Raw genomic sequence first — 19444 nt, forward strand, 5'->3', positions numbered from 1 at the left:
GGTGGAGTTGGGGTCAGCGGCGATGCCGATGACCGAGGACGAGATGCTGGCCATCAACGGTGTAGGCCACCGCAAGCTGGAGCGCTTCGGTGAAGCCTTTATGGACCTTATCATCGAGTATTGCCGCCGCTAGGAAGTGACCCCAGCCTTCCCCTCGAGAATGGAGGGGCACTTTTACGCCTCTCTCTGTAAAGGAAGGTCCTCTTTGCAAGAAAGGGCCGGGTTGCCTGGGTAAGGCCGGTTATTTCAGGCTGGCGTAATAGGCCGCCAGGTTCTCCATATCCGCCTCGGTCAGCATCGCCATGAAGGGTGCCATCAGGGGCTCGGTGCGGCTGCCCTCCTTGAAGGCTTTCATCTGTTTCAGCAGATAGGCAGAGTTCTGTCCGGCCAGATGGGGATAGACGGGGACACTCGCCTTGCCATCCACCCCATGACAGGCGGCGCAGACAGTCGCCTTGGCCTTGCCCGCTTCGATGTCGGCGGCCTTGACCTGATGTCCCCAGGCCAGTGCCAGCAGGGGCAGGGCATATATCCATTTTTGCATTGTTTTCTCCGTGAAATGAAATAGCGCGATCGCCTGTTAGCCTGTGCGGGCAGACGGCGGTATAAAGAGTGACACGAGCATACGCAGGGACAACCCCCATCACCATGAAGTTGATCAACACTTTCGCCACCGAACTGCCCTGGGCCTGCGAGCCCGTGGTCCCCCAGCCGTTGCATGCCCCCAGGTTGCTGCATCTGAACCGTGCACTGCTTGGGGCGCTGGGGCTCGGTGAGGTGAGCGAGGCAGACTGGCTCGCCTGCTGCGGACTGGGGCAGCCGTTGCCGGGCATGCAGCCGGTGGCCCAGGTCTATGCGGGGCATCAGTTTGGCGGTTACAGCCCGCGCCTGGGGGATGGCCGCGCCCTGCTGCTGGGGGAGCAGCAGGCGCCGGATGGCCAGCGCTGGGATCTGCACCTGAAGGGGGCGGGCAAGACGCCGTTTTCCCGCTTCGGCGACGGCCGCGCCGTGCTGCGCTCCAGCATCCGCGAATACCTCGCCTCAGAGGCGCTCCATGCCCTCGGCATTCCGACCACCCGGGCCCTGGTGCTGGTGGGCAGTGACGAACCCGTCTACCGGGAGCAGGTCGAGAGCGGGGCGACAGTGCTGCGCACAGCGCCCAGTCACCTGCGCTTCGGTCACTTCGAGTACTTCGCCTGGAGCGGCCAGGGGGAGAAGATACCGGCTCTCATCGATTATCTGCTGCGTCACCACTTCCCCGAACTGGAAAGCGGTGCCGAGCTGTTCGCCGAGGTGGTGCGGCGCACCGCGCGCCTCATCGCCAAGTGGCAGGCGGCGGGCTTCTGTCACGGGGTGATGAACACAGACAACATGTCCCTGCTCGGGCTGACCCTGGATTACGGCCCCTACGGTTTCATCGACGCCTATGTGCCGGACTTTGTCTGCAACCACTCGGATCCGGGTGGCCGCTACGCCCTGGATCAGCAGCCGGCGGTGGGTTACTGGAACCTGCAGAAGCTGGCCCAGGCGCTGGCTGGCCACATCGATGGGGATGCGCTGGCGGCGGCCCTGGCCCAGTACGAGCATCAGCTGATGCTGCACTACTCCGAACTGATGCGCGCCCGGCTTGGCCTGGAGACCTGGGAGGATGAAGATCCTGCCCTGTTCCGCCAGCTGTTCCAGTCGCTGGCGGCACATCGGGTGGACTATCACCTCTTCCTGCGTCGCCTGGGTGAGCTGACCACCCAGGGGGAGTGGCCCGCCTCCCTGCTGGCGCTGTTGCCGGACCCGGCCGCCTGGCAGGAGTGGCTCGAAACCTATCGGGCCCGGCTGGTCCGTGAAGGGAGCCAGGATGCGGCGCGCAAGGTGCGGATGGATGCCGTCAATCCCAAGTACGTGCTGCGCAATGCCCTGGCCCAGCAGGTGATAGACGCCGCCGAGACGGGGAACATGGCGCCGTTCGAGCGGCTGTTTGCCGCCCTGCAGCGCCCCTATGACGAGCAGCCGGAATACGAGGATCTGGCGACCCCGGTGCCCCAGTGGTATTGCGGTGGCGAGCTCTCTTGCAGCAGTTGAGGAACAACAGATGAACTGGCGTGTCATGCAGATGGATCGGGAGGCCGGGGTGGTGTTGCTGGCCTGCCCGGGCCTTGACTGGGACAACTTCCCGGCTCTTGCCGAGGCCTTGCTGCAGGAGTGGGAACTGGCGGCACTCGAGCGGGAGTGGGGCGCGGATCGCCACAGCTGGCTGCTGGAGTTCGAAGGCAGCCGGTTGCGGCTGGAGTATGAGCAGCACAGCGGCTGCTGGCTGGAGGCGACGCACCCGGACTACAGGGAGGTGGTGCTCTGGCTCGGCCGTCAGCACTCAGCCACCTCATAGCATAAGGATTGAACTATCCGCGTCGGGGCGTATAATCTCGCCCCTCAATTATCGCCATGGTGGCGGTATGGGTTCCCTAACCCCATTAACCAAAAAGGTCACAACATGAATCTGACCCTTGCTCAGCACCAGACGGCGCTGGTGCGTCTCTCGTTGTTCCACATCCTGATCATCGCCAGCAGCAACTACCTGGTGCAGCTGCCGATCACCATCTTTGGCTTCCACACCACCTGGGGTGCCTTCAGCTTCCCGTTCATCTTCCTGGCCACCGATCTGACGGTGCGGATCTTCGGCGCCGGACTGGCCCGCAAGATCATCCAGACCGTGATGCTGCCGGCCCTGGCCGTTTCCTATGTGCTCTCCGTGCTCTTCTTCGAAGGCAGTTATCAGGGCATGGGCAACCTGGCGGAGTTCAACCTCTTTGTTGCCCGGATTGCGTTAGCCAGCTTTATGGCCTACCTAGTGGGCCAGTTCATGGACGTGGTGGTGTTCAACCGCCTGAGGCTGCTCAGGGCCTGGTGGGTGGCACCGGCCGCCTCGACCCTGTTCGGCAACCTGGTGGATACCATCGCCTTCTTCAGCATCGCCTTCTGGCGCAGCACGGATCCCTTCATGGCCGAGCACTGGGTCGAGATCGCGACCGTGGATTACGTGTTCAAGCTGCTGATAAGCCTGGGATTGTTCGTGCCACTCTACGGCGTGCTGCTGCGCTACCTCAGCCGCAAGCTGGTGGGGGAGGCCGGCCTGGCCAGTCTGCAAACGGCCACACGACAAGCCTGACGAGAATGACCACCCGCGCGGTGGTCATTTTTTTTGCACATTTTACAAATAAGGCTTGCACAGTTAAATGAGAATGATTATTGTTACCTTGTTTTCCGGGAAAGACTTCATTTGTTCCAACGTGATGGACTTCTTGTGAAGGCACGACATTGCTCACATTGCTTCCAGTTAAGGGGCCAGTTGTTTACTGGCCCTCTTTTTTTGTCTGTTTTTCAGCAAGTTGCAGCCATAAAAAATGGGAGCCAAGGCTCCCATCTTCAGTCTGTGTCGGCTTATTCGATGTCGAGCGCATCGGGGGAGAGGATCACCCCTGTGGTGTCGGCGTAGAGGTGATCGTCCGGCAGGAAGGTGACACCGCCGAAGTTGACTGGCAGATCCGTCTCTCCCACATCCTTGTGGTCGGCACCGACCGGGATGGCGGCCAGGGCCTGGATGCCGATGTCGAGATCTTCCAGGATGTCGACCTCGCGCACGCAGCCGTAGCAGACGATGCCTTCCCACTCGTTTTCCGCCGCCGTGGTGGCGATCTCGCTGTCGATCAGGGCCCGGCGCATGGAGCCGCCGCCGTCGATCAGCAGCACGCGACCGACGCCGTTCTCTTTGACGACTTCACGGATGAGACCGTTCGATTCGAAGCATTTGACCGTGGTGATGACGCCGCCGAAAGAGGCACGGCCGCCGAAGGAGCAGAGCATGGGTTCGAGTACATCCACCATGTCCTGATAGATGTCGCACAGTTCTGAAGTGTTGTATTCCATTGTGTCAGATCCACCGCTGGAAACAGGTGGATCCAGTATAAGGAGTGGGGTTGGCATTTCAACGACTATTCCTTGCCCAGAGGCGGGAATCCCCGTTTTTGTCGCGGCGACGCCCCCGGATTCCTGTGCGGGACAAGGGCCTGCCATCCGGGGCTGGCGGGGTCTGAGGCCACCAGGGTGCCGGACACCCTGGTGGCTGCCATCTGGGGCTAGAGCAGGAACAGGGTCGCGAGACCGAGGAAGATGAAGAAGCCGCCGGTGTCGGTGATGGCGGTGATCATCACGCTGGCCCCCACCGCCGGATCCCGCCCCAGCCGACTCATGGTCATGGGGATGATGACCCCCATCAGGGCCGCCACCAGCAGGTTCAGCACCATGGCGAGGGTCATCACGGCGCCCAGGGCAGCATCCTGATAGAGGAAGTAGGTCGCGACCCCCATGGTGCCGCCCCACACCAGGCCGTTGATCAGCGCCACGCCCAGCTCCCGCCACAGCAGGAAGGAGACGTTGCCCGGCTGGATGTGCTGCAGCGCCAGGGCCCGCACTATCATGGTGATGGTCTGGTTGCCCGTGTTGCCGCCAATCCCTGCGACTATGGGCATCAGGGCCGCCAGCGCCACCAGCTGCGAGATGCTGTGCTCGAACAGGCCTATGACCCGGGAGGCCACAAAGGCGGTACAGAGGTTGAGGGCGAGCCAGGCCCAGCGGGTCTTGACCGCCTTGGTGACAGGGGCGAACACGTCTTCTTCCTCGCTGATCCCCCCCATGCGGCGCAGATCGGTGTCGCTCTCCTCATAGACCAGGTCCACCACTTCGGCGACGGTGAGCCTCCCCATCAGCTTGCCCTTGCCATCCACCACGGCGGCGGAGACGAGATCGTCCCGCTCGAAGGTACGGGCGGCCGCCTCGTCGTTGTCTTCCGGATCGAAGGTGATCGGATCCTTCTCCATCACCTCGGCCACCAGGGTCTCGGGTCTGTGCAGCAGCACTGTGGTGAGCGGCAGCTCCCCCTGCAGCCGGTTGCGCCTGTCGGTGACGAACAGCTTGTCGGTGTTGGCGGGGATCTTGCCGAGCTGGCGCAGATAGCGCTGCACAGTCGCCAGGCTTATGTCGGCCCGTACCGTGATCAGCTCGAAGTCCATCATGGCGCCGACGGTGTGCTTGCCGTAGCGGATCACCTCCCGTACCCGGTCGCGCTGGTCGGGGGCCATGGAGGTGAGCAACCGGCCCATCAGGTTGCGAGGCAGGTACTGGCCCAGATAGATCTGGTCGTCGATGTCGAGGGTACGCAGGGCATGCAGCAACTCCTTGTCGCTCATGCCGCTGATCAGGCTGTCCCACACCGTCTCCGACGCCTCCACCAGGATCTGGCCGTGGCGCTCCGGATCCACCTGCTGCCAGAGCACGTGGCGCTCGTCCGGCGGCAGGGACTCCAGGGCATCGGCGACGTCGGCGGCCGGCAGGCTGTTGACCAGGCGCGTCAGCTCGCTGGTCTGATCCCGCAGCTCGGCGTCCTGCACCCCTTGGGGATCGAGCAGGCTGTCGGTGAGGGCATCGTCGGCCAGCAGCAGGGTGAGGATGCGGGCTCTGTCGTGTTCACGCTGTTTGGCGCTGTTCTTGGGGGGGAGAGACATGCAGCAAGATTCCTGAATTCGGTTGGCCGGATGGCCTTGCTCCATAGGATACCAAATTCAAAACAAGAGGTTATGACAGTAAATGCAGGAAAAGAAACGCCACCCTGAGGTGGCGTTGGCATATGAAGCGATATCAGGCCGAAGCCAGGGCCGCGTCTGCGGCACATCCTTGCCCGAACCAGGCGAGCTTGTCCGCCAGGGTCACCACGGATCCCACCATGATAAGAGCCGGACTCTCGACCCCCACCGCCAGCGCGGGCAGCTCATTCAGGGTGCCACGGATGACCCGCTGGCTAGGTTGGGTGCCGCGCTCGATCAGCGCCACCGGGGTGTCGCCCCCCTTGCCGTGGGCCAGCAGTTGCTCGCGGATGGTAGCGCAGGATGAGAGCCCCATATAGAACACCAGGGTCTGCTTGTCTCTTGCCAGCAGCGGCCAGTCGAGATCCCGGGCGCCCCCCTTGCCGTGGGCGGTGACGAAGCGCACGCTCTGGGCGTGATCGCGGTGGGTCAGGGGAATACCGGCGTAGGCGGCGCAGCCACTGGCCGCGGTGATCCCCGGCACCACCTGGAAGCCGATGCCGCTGCCCACCAGCGTCTCCAGCTCCTCGCCGCCACGGCCGAAGATGAAGGGGTCGCCCCCCTTCAGCCGCACCACCCGCTGCCCCTTCTTCGCCTCCTCCAGCAAGAGCTGGTTGATCCCCTCCTGGGGCACGCAGTGGTTGCCCGCCTGCTTGCCGACGAAGATGCGCCTGGCATCCCGGCGCACCAGCGCCATCACCTCGTCCGAGACCAGGCGGTCATAGACCACCACGTCCGCCTGCTGCATCTGACGCAGGGCGTGCAGGGTGAGCAGGCCCGGATCGCCGGGGCCGGCACCGACCAGCACCACTTCGCCGTGAGCCTTGCTCTCCTCGGCAAACAGGTTGTCGGCCAGCTGATTGGCCGAGGCGCCATCCCCCCGCGCCAGCGCCTGCCCGAGCCGATCCGCCCCGAGCAGCCGCTCCCAGAAGCGGCGCCGCTCTCCCATGGTGGCGAAGCGGGCCTTGACCCGCTCCCGCAGGCTGCCGGCGAAGGCCGCGACGGCGCCCAGATGCTGGGGCAGCAGGGCTTCCAGTTTTTCCCGCAGCAGCCGGGCCAGCACCGGCGCCTTGCCGCCGGAGGAGATGGCCACCATCAGCGGCGAGCGGTCGATGATCGACGGCATGATGAAGCTGGAGCGTGTCGGGTCATCCACCACGTTGGCAAAGATCCGGGCCTGGTTCGCGCTCTGGTAGACCAGGGCGTTCACCTCGCGCCGATCGGTGGCGGCCACCACCAGCCACTTGCCCGCCAGTTGCGCCGGCGCGAATTCGCCGGCCAGCCACTCGATGCTCCCGTTGGCAGCCAGTTCCGCCAGCTCGGGGTCGAGCTCGGGCGCGACTACTGTGAGCTGGGCACCGGCATCCAGCAGCAGGCGCGCCTTGCGCTCCGCTACCTCGCCGCCGCCGACCAGCAGCACGGGTTTGTTGTCGAGTCGGCAAAAGATGGGCAAGTAGTCCATGGGGCCTCCTGATTAGGCTGCTTTGCGCTGGCTGGCGGTGGCGTCGCTCACCGCGACCGGGCGCTCCGCCTTGGGGGTGGCATACCAGTAGCCGAGGCCCATGAAGAGGGCGCCGGAGACTGTGTTGCCGAGCGTCACCCACAGCAGGTTGTGGCCGATGCCGCCCAGGGTGTAGGCCTCGGAGTGGGCACCAAACCAGGAGAGGGCGAACAGGGTCATGTTGGCGACCGAGTGCTCGTAGCCGGAGGCGATGAAGGCCAGCAGGCACCACCAGATGGCGATGAACCTGGCGGCACCCTCGGTGCGCAGCGCCATCCAGATGGCGAGGCAGACCAACCAGTTGCACAGCACGCCCTTCATGAACAGGGTCAGGGCCGGTGCCTGGGTCTTGGCCAGCGCCACCTTGTGGGCCAGGCTGCCCGCGTCCGGCAGCAGGCTGCCGCCGTAGGAGTAGATCAGCGCCACTGCTATGGAGCCGAGCAGGTTGCCGGCCCAGGTCTGGGGCAGGATGCGCAGCAGGTCGGCCATGGTGATCTTGCCGCTCTTCACCCCGAAGGTGAGGAACATGGTGTGGCCGGTAAACAGCTCGGAGCCGGCGATGATCACCAGGGTCAGGGCTATGCCGAAGGTGGCCCCCATCACCAGCGGACGCACGCTGGGATCCACCAGGTTGCCGAGGGTGAAGATCAGGATGATGCCAAGGCCCACATAGGCCCCCGCCATGGCGGAGCTGAGCCAGAAGCCGAGCTTGTCGCTGCGCTCGAAGCGATTGATGCGGGCCGCGTTGGCGGCGCACTTGTTGATGGTGTCGGTATACATCTTTGTTTCCTTCAAGAGGGCCGCCCGCGGGCAGCCCTTGATATGCATGGTGTTAGACGGCGACCCAGACTTGCTGGTCGCGCACCTCAGCGGGATAGCTTTGCACCGACATGGCGGCGTTCTCGAGGCAGTGGCCGTCGCGCAGGCGGAAGTGCTGCTTCTTGAGCGGGCTGGCGACCCAGAGCTCACCCTCGTGTTCACCTACGATGCCACGCGACAGCACGTTGGCGGCGAAGAAGGGATCCCGGTTGTCGATGGCGAACACCTCGGCCGCCGCGCTCGGGCGGAACAGGGCGATCTGACGCCCCTCGATCAGAGCACAGACGCCGGTGCCAGGGAGTATGTCGTTGAGTTGACAGGCTAATTTCATCACTTTGCCTCCACTTCGATCTGATAGACGGGGATGCGCTCGGCCGGGGTGGCGGGCCTGTGCTGGTCGCGCTCGGCGACGAACTGAACGTCCGGGTCGCGCTTGTCGCTGTTGATGAAGTGGCTGAAACGCTTGAGCGCTTCCTCTTCGTTGAGGGTGCGCGACCATTCGCACTCGTAGCTGTCGATGAGGGTCTGGATGTCGCGTTCCAGGGTGTCGGCCAGCCCCAGCTTGTCGTGGACTATCACCTCGCGCAGGTAGTCGACGCCCCCTTCCAGATTGCCGAGCCAGACCGAGGTGCGCTGCAGTTTGTCGGCGCTGGTGACGTAGAACATCATAAAGCGGTCGATCAGCTTGATGAGGGTTTCGCGGTCGAGGTCAGAAGCCAGCAGGTCGGCGTGACGCGGCTTCATGCCGCCGTTGCCGCCCACATAGAGGTTCCAGCCCGCGTCGGTGGCGATGATGCCGACGTCCTTGCCCTGGGCTTCCGCACATTCGCGGGTACAGCCGGAGACGCCGAACTTCATCTTGTGCGGGGTGCGAATGCCCTTGTAGCGGTTCTCGAGGAAGACCCCGAGGCCGACGCTGTCCTGCACGCCGAAGCGGCACCAGGTGCTGCCGACGCAGGTCTTGGCCATGCGCAGCGCCTTGGCGTAGGCCTGACCGGTCTCGAAGCCCGCCGCCAGCAGTTTGCGCCAGATGGCGGGCAGGTCATCCTTCTGAGCCCCGAACAGACCGATGCGCTGGGCGCCGGTGATCTTGGTGTAGAGCTTGTAGTCGCGGGCTACTTCGGCCACCGCCAGCAGCCCTTCCGGCGTCACTTCACCGCCGGCCATGCGCGGGATGACGGAGTAGCTGCCGTCCTTTTGCATGTTGCCGAGAAAGATGTCGTTGGTGTCCTGCAGCTGGGTATTGAGCGGGCTCAGCACATAGTCGTTCCAGCAGGAGGCGAGGATGGAGCCGACGGTCGGTTTGCACACCTCGCAGCCATGGCCCTGACCGTGTTTGGCCAGCAGCTCGTCGAAGCTCTTGATCCCCTCCACCTTGACCAGGTGGAACAGCTCCTGGCGGGAGTGGGGGAAGTGGGCGCAGAGATGGTTGTTGACCTCGATGCCCTGCTTCACCAGCTCGGCGTTGAGCACCTGGCTGATGAGCGGCACGCAGCCGCCACAGCCGGTACCGGCCTTGGTGTGCTGCTTGATGGCGGCGAGGGTGGTGTGACCCTCGGCCACCGCCTGGGCTATGTCCCCCTTGGAGACGTCGAAGCAGGAGCAGATCTGGGCGCTGGCGGGCAGGGCATCCACCCCCAGGGTCGGCTTGGCACCGGCGTAGGCAGGCAGGATCAAGGTGTCCGGGTGGCTCGGCAGCGGCAGGGCGTTGAGCATCATCTGCAGCAGGTTGCCGTAATCTTCCACGTCACCCACCAGCACGGCGCCGAGCAATCGGCTGTTGTCTTCGTTCACCACTATCTTCTTGTAGACGCCAGCCTGGTCATCCTGAAAGACATAGCTGTGGCTGCCCGGGGTGCGGCCATGGGCATCACCGATGGAGCCGACGGAGACGCCGAGCAGCTTGAGCTTGGCACTCATGTCCGCCCCTTCGAAGCGGCTGTCGCCGCCGAGCAGATGGTCGACGGTGATCTGGGCCATCTTGTAGCCGGGCGCCACCAGCCCGAAGAAGCGGCCCTGCCAGGCGGCGCACTCGCCGATGGCGTAGATGTCCGGGTCTGAGGTGAGGCAGTGATCGTCGACAGCCACGCCGCCACGCGGGGCTATGGCCAGTTCGCAATAACGGCCCAGGGTGTCCTGCGGGCGGATGCCGGTGGAGAAGACCACCACATCCACTTCCAGCTGGCTGCCATCGGCGAAGGCGAGGCGGTGCTGGGCGTCGCGGCCGCCGTGCATCAGGATCTCGCTGGTGCTCTTGCTGGTGTGTACCTGCACGCCCATGGACTCGATCTTGCGGCGCAGCAGCTGGCCGCCCTGACCGTCGAGCTGCTCGGCCATCAGCACAGGAGCAAACTCCACCACGTGGGTCTCGAGTCCCAGCGCCTTGAGGGCACCGGCCGCTTCGAGGCCAAGCAGGCCGCCCCCGATCACCACCCCGCTCTTGCCGCTCCTGGCGGCGCTGCGGATGGCTTTCAGATCCTCTATGGTGCGATAAACGAAGCATTCGTGGTGCTGACTGCCCTGGATGGGCGGCACCCAGGGGTAGGAGCCGGTGGCCAGCACCAGCTTGTCGTACCCGACCACAGTGCCCTTGTTGGAGTGCACCTCGCGGTTGGCCCTGTCGATTTTTTTCACCGCTTCGCCGAGCAGCAACCGGATGCCGTGTTTGTCGTAGAAGCCGGGTTTGACGAGGGAGAGATCTTCGCTGGTGTGGTGGGAGAAGTAGGAGGATAGATGGACACGATCGTAGGCGGGACGGGGTTCTGCACCGAAGACGGTGATCTCGTAGCGGCCCGGATCGGCCCGCTCGATCAGCTCTTCGATGAAGCGGTGCCCCACCATGCCGTTGCCCACAACGACCAGTCTGACTTTGCTCATAGTTGCCTCAAGTTTGGAGTAATAAAACATCATTCTGAGGCTAGGCTACCGAGTCGGCGGGGGCGGTCGATTGATGCAAATCAAGTGTCTATTTATATATCTCCTCAGGGGTAATTCGAGGAAATTCAAACTTATACATAAATGGGTATACCAGTTGACGGTTTCCGTACCCGGCGCGGCCCCGGTTGAGTGCCGGCATGGCGGGCAAGAGGCCGACCCCTGGCAGGGGCCGGGTCATCAGGCGATATGGCGGCGGAACATGGCCAGCGCGAGGGAGAGGGTGGCTCCGGCGATGGCGAGCAGGGGCCAGAGCAGGGGCCAGGCCGCCGACCAGCCGAGATCCTTGAGGAAGACCCCCTTGAGCAGCAGGATGAAGTGGCTGAGGGGATCCACGGCCGCCAGCCACTGGAACAACAGCGGCATGTTCTCGATGGGGGAGACATAGCCCGAGAGGATCACCGCCGGCACCATGAAGGAGAAGACCCCGAGAAACGCCTGCTGCTGGGTCGAACAGAGGGACGAGACGAAGAGCCCTATCCCCGCCAGCGCCAGGCCGTAGCAGACCATGCCCGCCATCAGCAGCGTGGTGCTGCCGCCAAACGGCACCTGATAGAGGAAGCGGGCCGCCAGCGCGACTATGGCGCCCTGGCCCACCGCCACCAGAATGCCGGGTACCGCCTTGCCCGCCATGATCCAGCCCGGGGTGAGGGGAGAGACCAGCAACTGATCGAAGGTGCCCTCTTCCCGCTCCCGCGCCACCGAGAGCGCGGTGACGATGAGGCAGCCTATGGTGGTGATGATGGCCACCAGGGAGGGGAGTACGTGCCAGCGAAACTCGATGTTGGGGTTGTAGAGGTGGCGCACCGTGAGCGTAGGCAGCCCCTTGCCCTCGCTCTGCCAGCGGGCGATCACCTGATTGATGTAGCCCGCCGCCACCTGGCCCCCGTTGGAGCGGCGCCCGTCGATGATGAGCTGCACCTTGGCCGGTTCGCCACGCGCCAGTCGGCGGGAGAAATCCTGCGGGATGATGAGGCCGATCAGCGCCTGCTGCCCGGTGAGGGCACTGGTCATCCCCGCCTCGCCCGCCACCGGCACCACTGTGGTGAAGGCGGGCATGTGGGTGAGGCGCTCGATGAGCTCCCGGCTCTGCGTCCCCCCATCCTGGTCGTAGATGGCGAGCGTGTTGCCGGTCACCTCCAGGGTGGCGGCGAAGGGGAAGAGGGCGGTTTGCAGCAGCACCGGCATGATGAGCAGGAAGCGCCCCTGGGTATTGCCCATCAGGGCCTGCAACTCTTTTCGGATCAGCCACCAGAGTCGGATCAGCATGTTTACTCCAGGGTGCGCCGCGTCTTGCGGGCGGTGAGGGCCAGCCAGAAGGCGGCCAGCAGCAGCAGGCAGACGCCGTTGACCAGCAGGATGGAGAGCACGTTGCCCGCCTGGTAGAGGGTCTGCAACGAGCTCGCGAAGTAGCGGGCCGGGATCAGGTGGGTGATGGCCCGCAGCAGGGGCGGCATGCTGGCGATTTCGAACACGAAGCCCGAGAGCATCATGGCCGGCAGGAAGGCCGCCGTCAGCGCGGCCTGGGCGGCGTTGAACTGGCTGCGCATCACTGTGGAGAGAAAGAGCCCGAGCCCGAGGGCGCTGCCGAGAAACAGGGTGGTGAGCACGAACAGGGAGATCAGCGAGCCGCGCCAGGGCACCCCCATCACGGCCACCGAGAAGAGCAGGCAGATGAGCATGGCGGCGATGCCGAGCCCGTAGTAGGGCAGCAGCTTGGAGAGCAGCAGTTCTGTCTTGGTCACCGGGGTGGCGAGCAGCGCCTCCATGGTACCGCGCTCCCACTCCCGGGCCACCACCAGGGAGGTGAGCAGGGCGCCTATGATGGTCATCACCACGGCGATGGAGCCCGGCACCAGGAAGTTGCGGCTCACCAGCGCCGGGTTGAACCAGGCGCGGCTCTCCACCGCCAGCGGCAGGGAGAATCCCTCCCTGGCGAGCCACCCCTGCCAGATCCCCTGCACGTAGTTGGTGACGAAGTTCGCCGTGTTGGGTTCGGAGCCGTCGGTGAGCAGCAGGGCTTTCGGCGTGCCATCCCCCTGACCGGCCAGGGCGGCGGAGAAGCCGTCATCGATCACCAGCAGGCCGCGGATCTCGCCGCGCTCCAGACTGGCGAGCAGCGCCGCCTTGCTCGGGCCGCCGTGGATTTCCAGCGCCGTGGAGCCGCGAAGGGCCTGCTCCAGCCGCACCGCAGGGGCGCCGCTATCGGTGCGCCAGATGCCGAGCCGCAGGTGGTCCACGTCCAGGTTGATGGCGTAGCCCATCACCACCAGCAGCACCACGGGCATGATGAAGGCGATGAGGATGCTGCTGGGGTCACGGACGATTTGCAGGGACTCCTTGCGGCACAGGGCCAGCAGTCGGCGGCGGTTGATGCTCATGCGTCCTCCTCGCTGGCCTGCTCGACCAGGGTGATAAAGGCCTCTTCCATTGTTGGCAATGAAGAGGTGGGCAAAGAAGTTGCTGCGTCCTTGGCGGCCAGCCCCTTGAGCTCGTCCGGGGTACCCAGGGCCAGCAGGCGACCGCGGTAGATGAGGGCGATGCGATCGCAATACTCCGCCTCGTCCATGAAGTGGGTGGTGACCAGCACGGTGACGCCGTGATCGGCCAGGGCATTGATGTGGGACCAGAATTCCCGCCGGGTGACGGGATCGACCCCTGAAGTGGGCTCGTCGAGAAACAGCAGCGGCGGCTCGTGGAGCAGGGCGCAGGCCAGCGATAGGCGCTGGCGCAGGCCAAGCGGCAGGGATTCCGTCTGCTGGCCGAGCCAGGGGGCGAGGGCGAACGCCTCCACCATGGCGTCGATGCGCGTCTGCTGCTGGCGACCGAACAGGCCGTAGATGCCGGCGAAGAACGACAGGTTCTGGGCCACGGTGAGCTGCTTGTAGAGGGAGAACTTCTGGGCCATGTAGCCGAGGTGCTGACGCGCCGCCGAGGGGCTGCGGGCCAGATCGATGCCGGTCACCAGCGCCTGCCCGCTGCTCGGGCGCAGCAGGCCGCACTCCATCTTGAAGGTGGTGGACTTGCCTGCCCCGTTGGGGCCGAGCAGGCCGAAGATCTCCCCCCGGCGCACCGCGAAGCTGACGTCGTCGGTGGCGGTGAAGTCGCCGAAGCGCTTGGTGAGGCGGCGCGCCTCGATCACTGCCTCCGGGGAGACCCCCTCGGGCAGGCTGGCCTCGCGCATCAGCTGCGCCAGGCTGGATTCCCCTCCGGGGCCGCCGCCAAGCAGATCGATAAAGGCATCTTCGAGCCGGGGTTGGGCCGGTTGAAAGGTGCCGTTGGTCAGTTGCAGCTCTGCCAGCGGCGGGGGCGTCATGCCCGGGTGCAGCAGCAGGCGCACCCGCTCCCCCGCCACGGCGCCGTCCATCACGGCCGGGTGGGCCAGGGCGCGGCGCAACAGGGCGCGCCGCTCCCGGCCGTCCAGCTCTCCCGCTTCCAGCAGCCAGCAGCGGCTCGCCATGGCGCCCATGAGTGTCGCCGGGGTGCCGCTGGTGCGCACCTCGCCGTCCGCCATCAGCAGCACGTGATCGCACAGCTCGGCCTCATCGAGGTAGGCGGTGCTCCAGAGCACAGTCATGCCTCCCTGGGCGAGCTCCCGCACCATCTGCCAGAGGGCGCGGCGGGAGATGGGATCGACCCCGACCCCGGGCTCGTCCAGCAGCAGCACGTCGGGGGTGCCGAGCAGGGCGCAGGCCAGCCCCAGCTTCTGCTTCATCCCGCCAGAGAGCTTGCCCGCCGGCCTTGCGGTGAAGCGGGCGAGATCGGTGAAGGCGAGCAGCCGCTCGAAGGTGGGGGTGCGTTCCGGCTCCAGCACCCCGCGCAAGTCGGCGTAGAGGCTGAGGTTCTCCTGCACACTGAGATCCTCGTAGAGCCCGAACTGCTGGGGCATGTAGCCGAGGCGCTGACGCAGGGCATCCCCCTCGCGCACCGGATCCAGCCCGAGCACCCGGATTTCCCCGGCCTCCGGCACCAGCAGACCGGCCAGCAGGCGCAGCAGGGTGCTCTTGCCTGCGCCGTCGGGGCCCACCAGGCCCGTGATGCCGCCGCTCGGAATGGTGGCCGAGATGGCGTTGAGGGCGACCCGATCGCCGAAGCGCTTGGTGAGCCCGGCGAGCTGGATGGCGGCATTCATGGCTGCAGCCTGACGGTGACCGGCATCCCCTGGCGCAGGGCAGAGTCAGGATCCTGCACGACTATGCGCAGCCGGTAGACCAGGTGAGTGCGAAGATCCGGCGTCTCCACGGATTTGGGGGTGAACTCGGCGGTGGGGGAGACAAAGCCCACCACCCCCTGATAGGGCTTGTCCGGCCGCGAGTCTGTGGTGAGAGTCACTTTGGCGCCGCTCGGGAAGTGGCCGAGCCAGGGCTCCTCCACATAGGCGCGCACCCAGACCGGGGCGGTCAGTGAGAGGTTGAAGGCGGTGGCCCCCGGCTGCACCATGCTGCCGATCTCGATGGCGCGGGTGAGGAGGATGCCGTCGCTCGGGGCGGTCAGCTCGGCGTCGGCGAGCGCCAGCTCGGCACTGGCCAGCGCCGCTTTGGCCCCTTGCAGCTGGGCATCGGACTGGGCTATCTCCTCCGGACGGTAGCCGGTCTCGAGCTGGCCGAGCTGCTCGCGGGTGGCGCGCACCTGGGCCTGGGTCTGATCCCGCTGGGAGCGGGCGCTGTCGAGCTGGCCGCGGGAGATGGCGCCGGTCGCCGCCAGCGCGCTCTGGCGACGCCACTGCTGCTCTGCCTCGAGTGCGGCCGCCTCGGCGGCGGCCAGCTCGGCCCGTGCCCGATCGCGCTCTTCGCTGCGATATCCCTTGTGGATCAAGGCATTGGCTGCAGTGAGGGCGGCCAGATTGGCGCAAGCGCTGTCGCGCTCGTGGGCGAGGGGCACGGGATCGAGACGGGCCAGCGGCTGACCCGCTGTCACGCTGTCCCCCTCATCCACCAGCACCTCGCTGACCCTGCCCCCGACCCTGAACGCCAGGTTCACATCGCGGATGTCGACGTTGCCGTAGAGGATGGAACCGTCGGCCGGGCGGCCCTGCCACCAGAGATAACCGCCGATAACGGTTAGCAGCAGGGCCAGGATAACGATGCGTTGTTTCATGCGGGATCTCCTTCGGGGCGGCCCTGCCACCCGAGGTAGCCACTGAGCAGGGTCAGCAGCACGGCCAGGATGGCGATGCGTTGTTTCATGCGGGATCTCCTTCGGTGCCGCGCAGGCCGCGCAGGGCCCATACCAGGCGTTGCCGGGCGGCCTCAGGGTTGTCTATCTGGGACAGAAAGGGGGAGGCCTCCGGGGGCAACCAGCCGAGCTGGCGACCGCCGCCGGCGATCACCAGGGGCAGACCCACCGAACCCATGATGAAGATCATCAGCTGCAGCGGGTTGCCTGCCACCAGGGATCCCTCCGCCTGCGCCTTCTGAACCTGCTCGAGCAGCAGCAGGGGGTGGCGGCGCGGCAGGCTCAGCAGAAAGCGCTGGGCCGCGCGCTCGCCAGCCAGGGCATCGCCAAACAGGTGGTTGATGAAGCTGCGCTGGCGCGCCACCAGGGCGATCAGTGCCTCCATGGTCGCTTCGAACATGGCGATGGCGGAGGGGTAGGAGCCTTTGGCCGCCACCGCCTTGAGCTCGTCATAGAGGGGGGCGTACCAGAGCTCCACCAGCTCGTCGATATAGCTGTCGCGGTTGCCGAAGTGGTAGACGAAGGTGCCGAGATTGACCTCGGCCGCCGCCGCCAGCTCGCGTACCGTGAGGCCGCGCAACCCCTTGTCGGTCGCGATGGCAAGGCCGGTATCGAGCAGTTTTTGACGAGTGGGGTGCATTCAGCAAGGCTCCTGCCGCATAGATTTTGAACTGAATTATACGCTCGTATAAACCCGAGGGAAGGGGCGGGTCGATCTTTTTTTGAACAAGGGTGAGCGGGGCCTTGCGGCGCTGCGTGAAGGAGGGAAAGGGTGGGTGCAGCGGACCAGAAGCCTCGGACTCCCGTACGGCCACGCCCTGCTTCCCGGGCGGCCCGCAGGTGGACTTGTCTGCCGCCGGGGGCGATCAGCTCTCCCTGGCGTCCCCTCCATAGGGAGCCTGGGCGCAGGTCTCGCGGATGAGGGCGCGCAGCCAGCGGTGAGCCGGGTCGGCGTCCTGGCTGGGGTGCCAGATCAGGGCAACCCTGATCCCTGCCAGCGGGAAGGGCAAGGGCAGGGTCACCAGATCGGCGTGCAGGGCGGCGCAGTGCCGCTCGGGCACGGTTGCCACCAGGTCGCTACCCCGCACCAGGGCCAGGGCAGTGGCAAAGCCGGGGACCAGGGTCGCCGCCGTGCGTGTCAGCCCGAGGCGCGCCAGGGCCTCGTCTATGGGGCCCTGCTCCAGCCCGCGCCGCGACACCAGTATGTGGCGGGCGGCGGCATAGCGGGTGGCGGTCAGGGGGCCCTCGCACAGGGGGTGGCCCGGACGAACCACGGCGACGAAGCTGTCCTGAAACAGCGCCTGGGTGCGCAGCTCGGGCGCCGTCTCTGCGCCTATGACGCCGGTTTCGAAATCCAGCTCGCCGCTGCGCAGGGGGCCGCTCCCCTTGTCGGGTTTGGCCAGGAAGTGCAGCCTGACCCCGGGGGCCTCGGCGGCGAGCCGGGCCAGCAGGGCAGGGCCGACCGCCTCCACTAAGCCGTCGCTGGATCTCAGGCGAAAGGTGCGCACCAGCCGGGCCGGATCTATCTCCTGCTGGGGGCGCAGCACGGCGTGCGCATCCTGCACCAGCTGGCTGACCTGAGCGCGCAGGGCCAGGGCCCGCGGCGTGGGCACCAGACCCCGGCCCGCCCGCACCAGCAGGGGGTCGCCCGTGGTCTCGCGCAGCCTGGCCAGGGCGCGGCTCATGGCGGAGGGGCTCAAGGAGAGTCGTCTGGCGGCACCGGCCACGCTGCCCTCGTCCAGCAGGGCATCCAAGGTCAGCAGCAGATTGAAGTCGGGGGTATTCATGGCATTGCCCTCGCCGAGCCGGGGATCCCGGGTGATGACCCATGACGGCCGGTTGGCTTCATCATACGCGAGAACCTCTCTCTTCATATGGCGTCTGGTGCAGCTATAAGCTGCAAGTCGTGCGTCTTCCGCCTGATCATGCCTCCCGCTAGCCTTGTGGGCATCATCCTCTGCCGGAGAAAGTGCCATGTCACAATACAAGTCGCTCCCGATCCCTGCCGCTCGCCGCCTCGGCCTGCTGGCGCTCGGCCTCGCCACCCTGCTGCCCATGCTGGGGGGGAGCCTGGCCAACATGGTGCTGCCTGCCCTGGGGCAGGCCTTTGCTGTGCCCTTTGCCAGTCTGCAGTGGGTGCTGGTGGCCTATCTGCTGGGGATCACCTGCCTGACTGTGGTGGCCGGCCGACTGGGGGACAGGTTCGGTCGGCGTCGCCTGCTGCTCCTGGGGCTGGGGCTCTTTGCGCTGGCCTCGTTGCTGTGCGCCCTGGCACCGACCATAGGCTGGCTGAGCGCGGCCCGTGCCCTGCAGGGGATCGCTGCGGCCTGCATGCTCTCCCTGGCACTGGCCATGGTGGGCCAGCTGGTGCCGCCGGCGCGGCGGGGCTGGGGCATGGGGCTGCTCGGTACCCTGTCGGCCTGCGGCACGGCGCTCGGCCCCTCCTTTGGCGGCCTGCTGACGGCCGGCTTTGGCTGGCAGGCCCCCTTCCTGCTGCTGGTGCCCCTCAGCCTGCTGGCACTGGGCTGTGCCCGGCTCGGTCTGCCCCGGGACGGCTGCTCGCCACATGAAGAGGGGGTGAACCTCGTTAGCCTGTCACTGCTGGTGGCGGCCCTGCTCTGCTACGGCCTGGCGCTGACCCTGGGGGGCGCCCTGGCCCTCTGGTGGGGGGCGGGGGCCCTGCTGGTCACGGCCTCGTTCGTTCGCCGCGAGCGCAACGCCCCTGTGCCCCTGCTGCCGCTGGCGTTGCTGGGGGCCCCGGGGCTGCGCAACGGCCTTGTCGCCAGCGCCCTGGTGGCCAGCGTCATGGTGCTGACCCTGCTCATAGGCCCCTTCTACCTGAGGGGGGTCTTCGACCTCAGTCTCGGGACTGTCGGCCTGATGATATCGGGCGGGCCCCTGCTGGCGGCCCTGACGGGCATGCCCGCCGGCTGGCTGGTGGACAGGCTGGGGGCACGGCAGGTGGTCCGGCTGGGGCTGGCAGTCATGGGGACAGCGGCCCTTGCCCTGGCCGGGGCGGCGGGGCAGTTCGGCCCGCTCGGCTATCTGCTGCCCATACTGCTGCTGACCGCCGGTTATGCCCTGTTCCAGACCGCCAACAACAGTGCCGTGGTGGGTGGGGCGAGTGAGCAGACCCGGGGCGCCGTGGCCGGTCTGCTGACCCTGTCGCGCAATCTGGGTCAGCTGACCGGGGTGGCCGGGCTCGGCGGCCTGTTCGCCGCCCTGGTGGGGGAGCAGGGCCTGACCCTGGCCAGCGAGCTGGTGTTCGGCACCCGGGCCCTCTTCGCCCTGAGCGCCTTGCTGATTGGCCTGGCGCTCTGGCTGGTGGGTCGCCGCCGGGAGGCGCTGCCGGTCAGGGCCTGAGCGTGACGCATAAAAAACGCCT

18 protein-coding genes are annotated in these 19444 nt (G+C 66.2%); 5 read left to right on the forward strand and 13 right to left on the reverse strand.

Features of this window, described 5'->3' with window-relative positions:
* The first annotated feature begins 1 nt into the window (after position 1).
* Positions 2-133 carry an HRDC domain-containing protein gene (locus AAHB08_RS10390; RefSeq protein WP_265435060.1) on the forward strand — a complete coding sequence of 44 codons (132 nt, stop codon included), beginning with the start codon at positions 2-4 and terminating at the stop codon, positions 131-133.
* A 108-nt stretch (positions 134-241) separates the two neighbouring features.
* Here AAHB08_RS10390 and AAHB08_RS10395 read toward each other — a convergent pair whose 3' ends face one another.
* Positions 242-544 carry a c-type cytochrome gene (locus tag AAHB08_RS10395; protein WP_171272867.1) on the reverse strand — a complete coding sequence of 101 codons (303 nt, stop codon included), beginning with the start codon at positions 542-544 and terminating at the stop codon, positions 242-244.
* A 104-nt stretch (positions 545-648) separates the two neighbouring features.
* Here AAHB08_RS10395 and AAHB08_RS10400 point away from each other — a divergent pair, with 104 nt between their 5' ends.
* The 3 genes from AAHB08_RS10400 to AAHB08_RS10410 all read left to right on the forward strand — a co-directional run bounded on the left by AAHB08_RS10400 (position 649) and on the right by AAHB08_RS10410 (position 3160).
* The gene (locus tag AAHB08_RS10400) at positions 649-2076 is read left to right on the forward strand and encodes a protein adenylyltransferase SelO (protein ID WP_342058872.1); all 1428 of its coding nucleotides are present in this window, start codon (positions 649-651) and stop codon (positions 2074-2076) included.
* A gap of 10 nt (positions 2077-2086) precedes the next feature.
* Positions 2087-2380 (forward strand): DUF3630 family protein, encoded by a 294-nt coding sequence (locus AAHB08_RS10405; RefSeq protein WP_342058873.1) that lies wholly within the window; start codon positions 2087-2089, stop codon positions 2378-2380.
* A 105-nt stretch (positions 2381-2485) separates the two neighbouring features.
* A complete protein-coding gene (locus tag AAHB08_RS10410) occupies positions 2486-3160 on the forward strand; it encodes a 7-cyano-7-deazaguanine/7-aminomethyl-7-deazaguanine transporter (protein ID WP_342058874.1) in 675 nt (224 codons plus the stop codon).
* Between the two features lie 272 nt (positions 3161-3432).
* Here the strand turns inward: AAHB08_RS10410 and rraA are convergent, their stop codons facing one another.
* The 12 genes from rraA to AAHB08_RS10470 form a co-directional block, all read right to left on the reverse strand.
* On the reverse strand, positions 3433-3918 hold the full coding sequence (gene rraA / locus AAHB08_RS10415) for a ribonuclease E activity regulator RraA (protein WP_005328442.1): 486 nt from the start codon (positions 3916-3918) through the stop codon (positions 3433-3435).
* Between the two features lie 209 nt (positions 3919-4127).
* Positions 4128-5552, reverse strand: a complete 1425-nt coding sequence (mgtE, locus tag AAHB08_RS10420; RefSeq protein WP_342058875.1) for a magnesium transporter — start codon at positions 5550-5552, stop codon at positions 4128-4130.
* A 133-nt stretch (positions 5553-5685) separates the two neighbouring features.
* Entirely contained in the window at positions 5686-7092 is a 1407-nt protein-coding gene (gene cysG, locus AAHB08_RS10425) for a siroheme synthase CysG (RefSeq protein WP_342058876.1), read from the reverse strand.
* A 12-nt stretch (positions 7093-7104) separates the two neighbouring features.
* Entirely contained in the window at positions 7105-7911 is an 807-nt protein-coding gene (nirC, locus tag AAHB08_RS10430) for a nitrite transporter NirC (protein ID WP_342058877.1), read from the reverse strand.
* Between the two features lie 52 nt (positions 7912-7963).
* Complete coding sequence (gene nirD, locus AAHB08_RS10435; protein ID WP_202047645.1) at positions 7964-8281, reverse strand: nitrite reductase small subunit NirD; 318 nt, start codon at positions 8279-8281, stop codon at positions 7964-7966.
* Positions 8281-10827 (reverse strand): nitrite reductase large subunit NirB, encoded by a 2547-nt coding sequence (gene nirB / locus AAHB08_RS10440; protein WP_202047644.1) that lies wholly within the window; start codon positions 10825-10827, stop codon positions 8281-8283. The genes nirD and nirB overlap by 1 nt, the downstream gene beginning before the upstream one ends.
* 237 nt (positions 10828-11064) lie before the next feature.
* Entirely contained in the window at positions 11065-12153 is a 1089-nt protein-coding gene (locus AAHB08_RS10445; protein WP_342058878.1) for an ABC transporter permease, read from the reverse strand.
* A 2-nt stretch (positions 12154-12155) separates the two neighbouring features.
* Positions 12156-13265: an ABC transporter permease gene (locus AAHB08_RS10450; protein WP_202047642.1), complete on the reverse strand. Its 1110-nt coding sequence runs from the start codon at positions 13263-13265 to the stop codon at positions 12156-12158.
* A complete protein-coding gene (locus AAHB08_RS10455; RefSeq protein ID WP_342058879.1) occupies positions 13262-15016 on the reverse strand; it encodes an ATP-binding cassette domain-containing protein in 1755 nt (584 codons plus the stop codon). Before AAHB08_RS10455 ends, AAHB08_RS10450 begins: the two co-directional genes overlap by 4 nt.
* Positions 15013-15981: a secretion protein HlyD gene (gene hlyD, locus AAHB08_RS10460; protein WP_342058880.1), complete on the reverse strand. Its 969-nt coding sequence runs from the start codon at positions 15979-15981 to the stop codon at positions 15013-15015. The genes AAHB08_RS10455 and hlyD overlap by 4 nt, the downstream gene beginning before the upstream one ends.
* 85 nt (positions 15982-16066) lie before the next feature.
* Positions 16067-16699, reverse strand: coding sequence for a TetR/AcrR family transcriptional regulator (locus tag AAHB08_RS10465; RefSeq protein WP_342058881.1), 633 nt, complete (start codon positions 16697-16699; stop codon positions 16067-16069).
* Positions 16700-16925: 226 nt separating this feature from the next.
* Positions 16926-17846 carry a LysR family transcriptional regulator gene (locus AAHB08_RS10470; RefSeq protein WP_342058911.1) on the reverse strand — a complete coding sequence of 307 codons (921 nt, stop codon included), beginning with the start codon at positions 17844-17846 and terminating at the stop codon, positions 16926-16928.
* A gap of 187 nt (positions 17847-18033) precedes the next feature.
* Between AAHB08_RS10470 and AAHB08_RS10475 the strand changes: the two genes are divergently transcribed.
* Positions 18034-19422: an MFS transporter gene (locus AAHB08_RS10475; protein ID WP_342058882.1), complete on the forward strand. Its 1389-nt coding sequence runs from the start codon at positions 18034-18036 to the stop codon at positions 19420-19422.
* Positions 19423-19444 lie beyond the last annotated feature (22 nt).

Source organism: Aeromonas sp. OTU364 (genome assembly GCF_038440395.1).
Classification (GTDB): domain Bacteria; phylum Pseudomonadota; class Gammaproteobacteria; order Enterobacterales; family Aeromonadaceae; genus Aeromonas.

What these genes read in the sequence shown, in the direction of transcription:
- AAHB08_RS10395 (WP_171272867.1), bottom strand. Translation starts at nt 544, where the DNA reads ATGCAAAAATGGATATATGCCCTGCCCCTGCTGGCACTGGCCTGGGGA.
- AAHB08_RS10400 (WP_342058872.1), top strand. Translation starts at nt 649, where the DNA reads ATGAAGTTGATCAACACTTTCGCCACCGAACTGCCCTGGGCCTGCGAG.
- AAHB08_RS10405 (WP_342058873.1), top strand. Translation starts at nt 2,087, where the DNA reads ATGAACTGGCGTGTCATGCAGATGGATCGGGAGGCCGGGGTGGTGTTG.
- AAHB08_RS10410 (WP_342058874.1), top strand. Translation starts at nt 2,486, where the DNA reads ATGAATCTGACCCTTGCTCAGCACCAGACGGCGCTGGTGCGTCTCTCG.
- rraA (WP_005328442.1), bottom strand. Translation starts at nt 3,918, where the DNA reads ATGGAATACAACACTTCAGAACTGTGCGACATCTATCAGGACATGGTG.
- mgtE (WP_342058875.1), bottom strand. Translation starts at nt 5,552, where the DNA reads ATGTCTCTCCCCCCCAAGAACAGCGCCAAACAGCGTGAACACGACAGA.
- cysG (WP_342058876.1), bottom strand. Translation starts at nt 7,092, where the DNA reads ATGGACTACTTGCCCATCTTTTGCCGACTCGACAACAAACCCGTGCTG.
- nirC (WP_342058877.1), bottom strand. Translation starts at nt 7,911, where the DNA reads ATGTATACCGACACCATCAACAAGTGCGCCGCCAACGCGGCCCGCATC.
- nirD (WP_202047645.1), bottom strand. Translation starts at nt 8,281, where the DNA reads ATGAAATTAGCCTGTCAACTCAACGACATACTCCCTGGCACCGGCGTC.
- nirB (WP_202047644.1), bottom strand. Translation starts at nt 10,827, where the DNA reads ATGAGCAAAGTCAGACTGGTCGTTGTGGGCAACGGCATGGTGGGGCAC.
- AAHB08_RS10445 (WP_342058878.1), bottom strand. Translation starts at nt 12,153, where the DNA reads ATGCTGATCCGACTCTGGTGGCTGATCCGAAAAGAGTTGCAGGCCCTG.
- AAHB08_RS10450 (WP_202047642.1), bottom strand. Translation starts at nt 13,265, where the DNA reads ATGAGCATCAACCGCCGCCGACTGCTGGCCCTGTGCCGCAAGGAGTCC.
- AAHB08_RS10455 (WP_342058879.1), bottom strand. Translation starts at nt 15,016, where the DNA reads ATGAATGCCGCCATCCAGCTCGCCGGGCTCACCAAGCGCTTCGGCGAT.
- hlyD (WP_342058880.1), bottom strand. Translation starts at nt 15,981, where the DNA reads ATGAAACAACGCATCGTTATCCTGGCCCTGCTGCTAACCGTTATCGGC.
- AAHB08_RS10465 (WP_342058881.1), bottom strand. Translation starts at nt 16,699, where the DNA reads ATGCACCCCACTCGTCAAAAACTGCTCGATACCGGCCTTGCCATCGCG.
- AAHB08_RS10470 (WP_342058911.1), bottom strand. Translation starts at nt 17,846, where the DNA reads ATGAATACCCCCGACTTCAATCTGCTGCTGACCTTGGATGCCCTGCTG.
- AAHB08_RS10475 (WP_342058882.1), top strand. Translation starts at nt 18,034, where the DNA reads ATGTCACAATACAAGTCGCTCCCGATCCCTGCCGCTCGCCGCCTCGGC.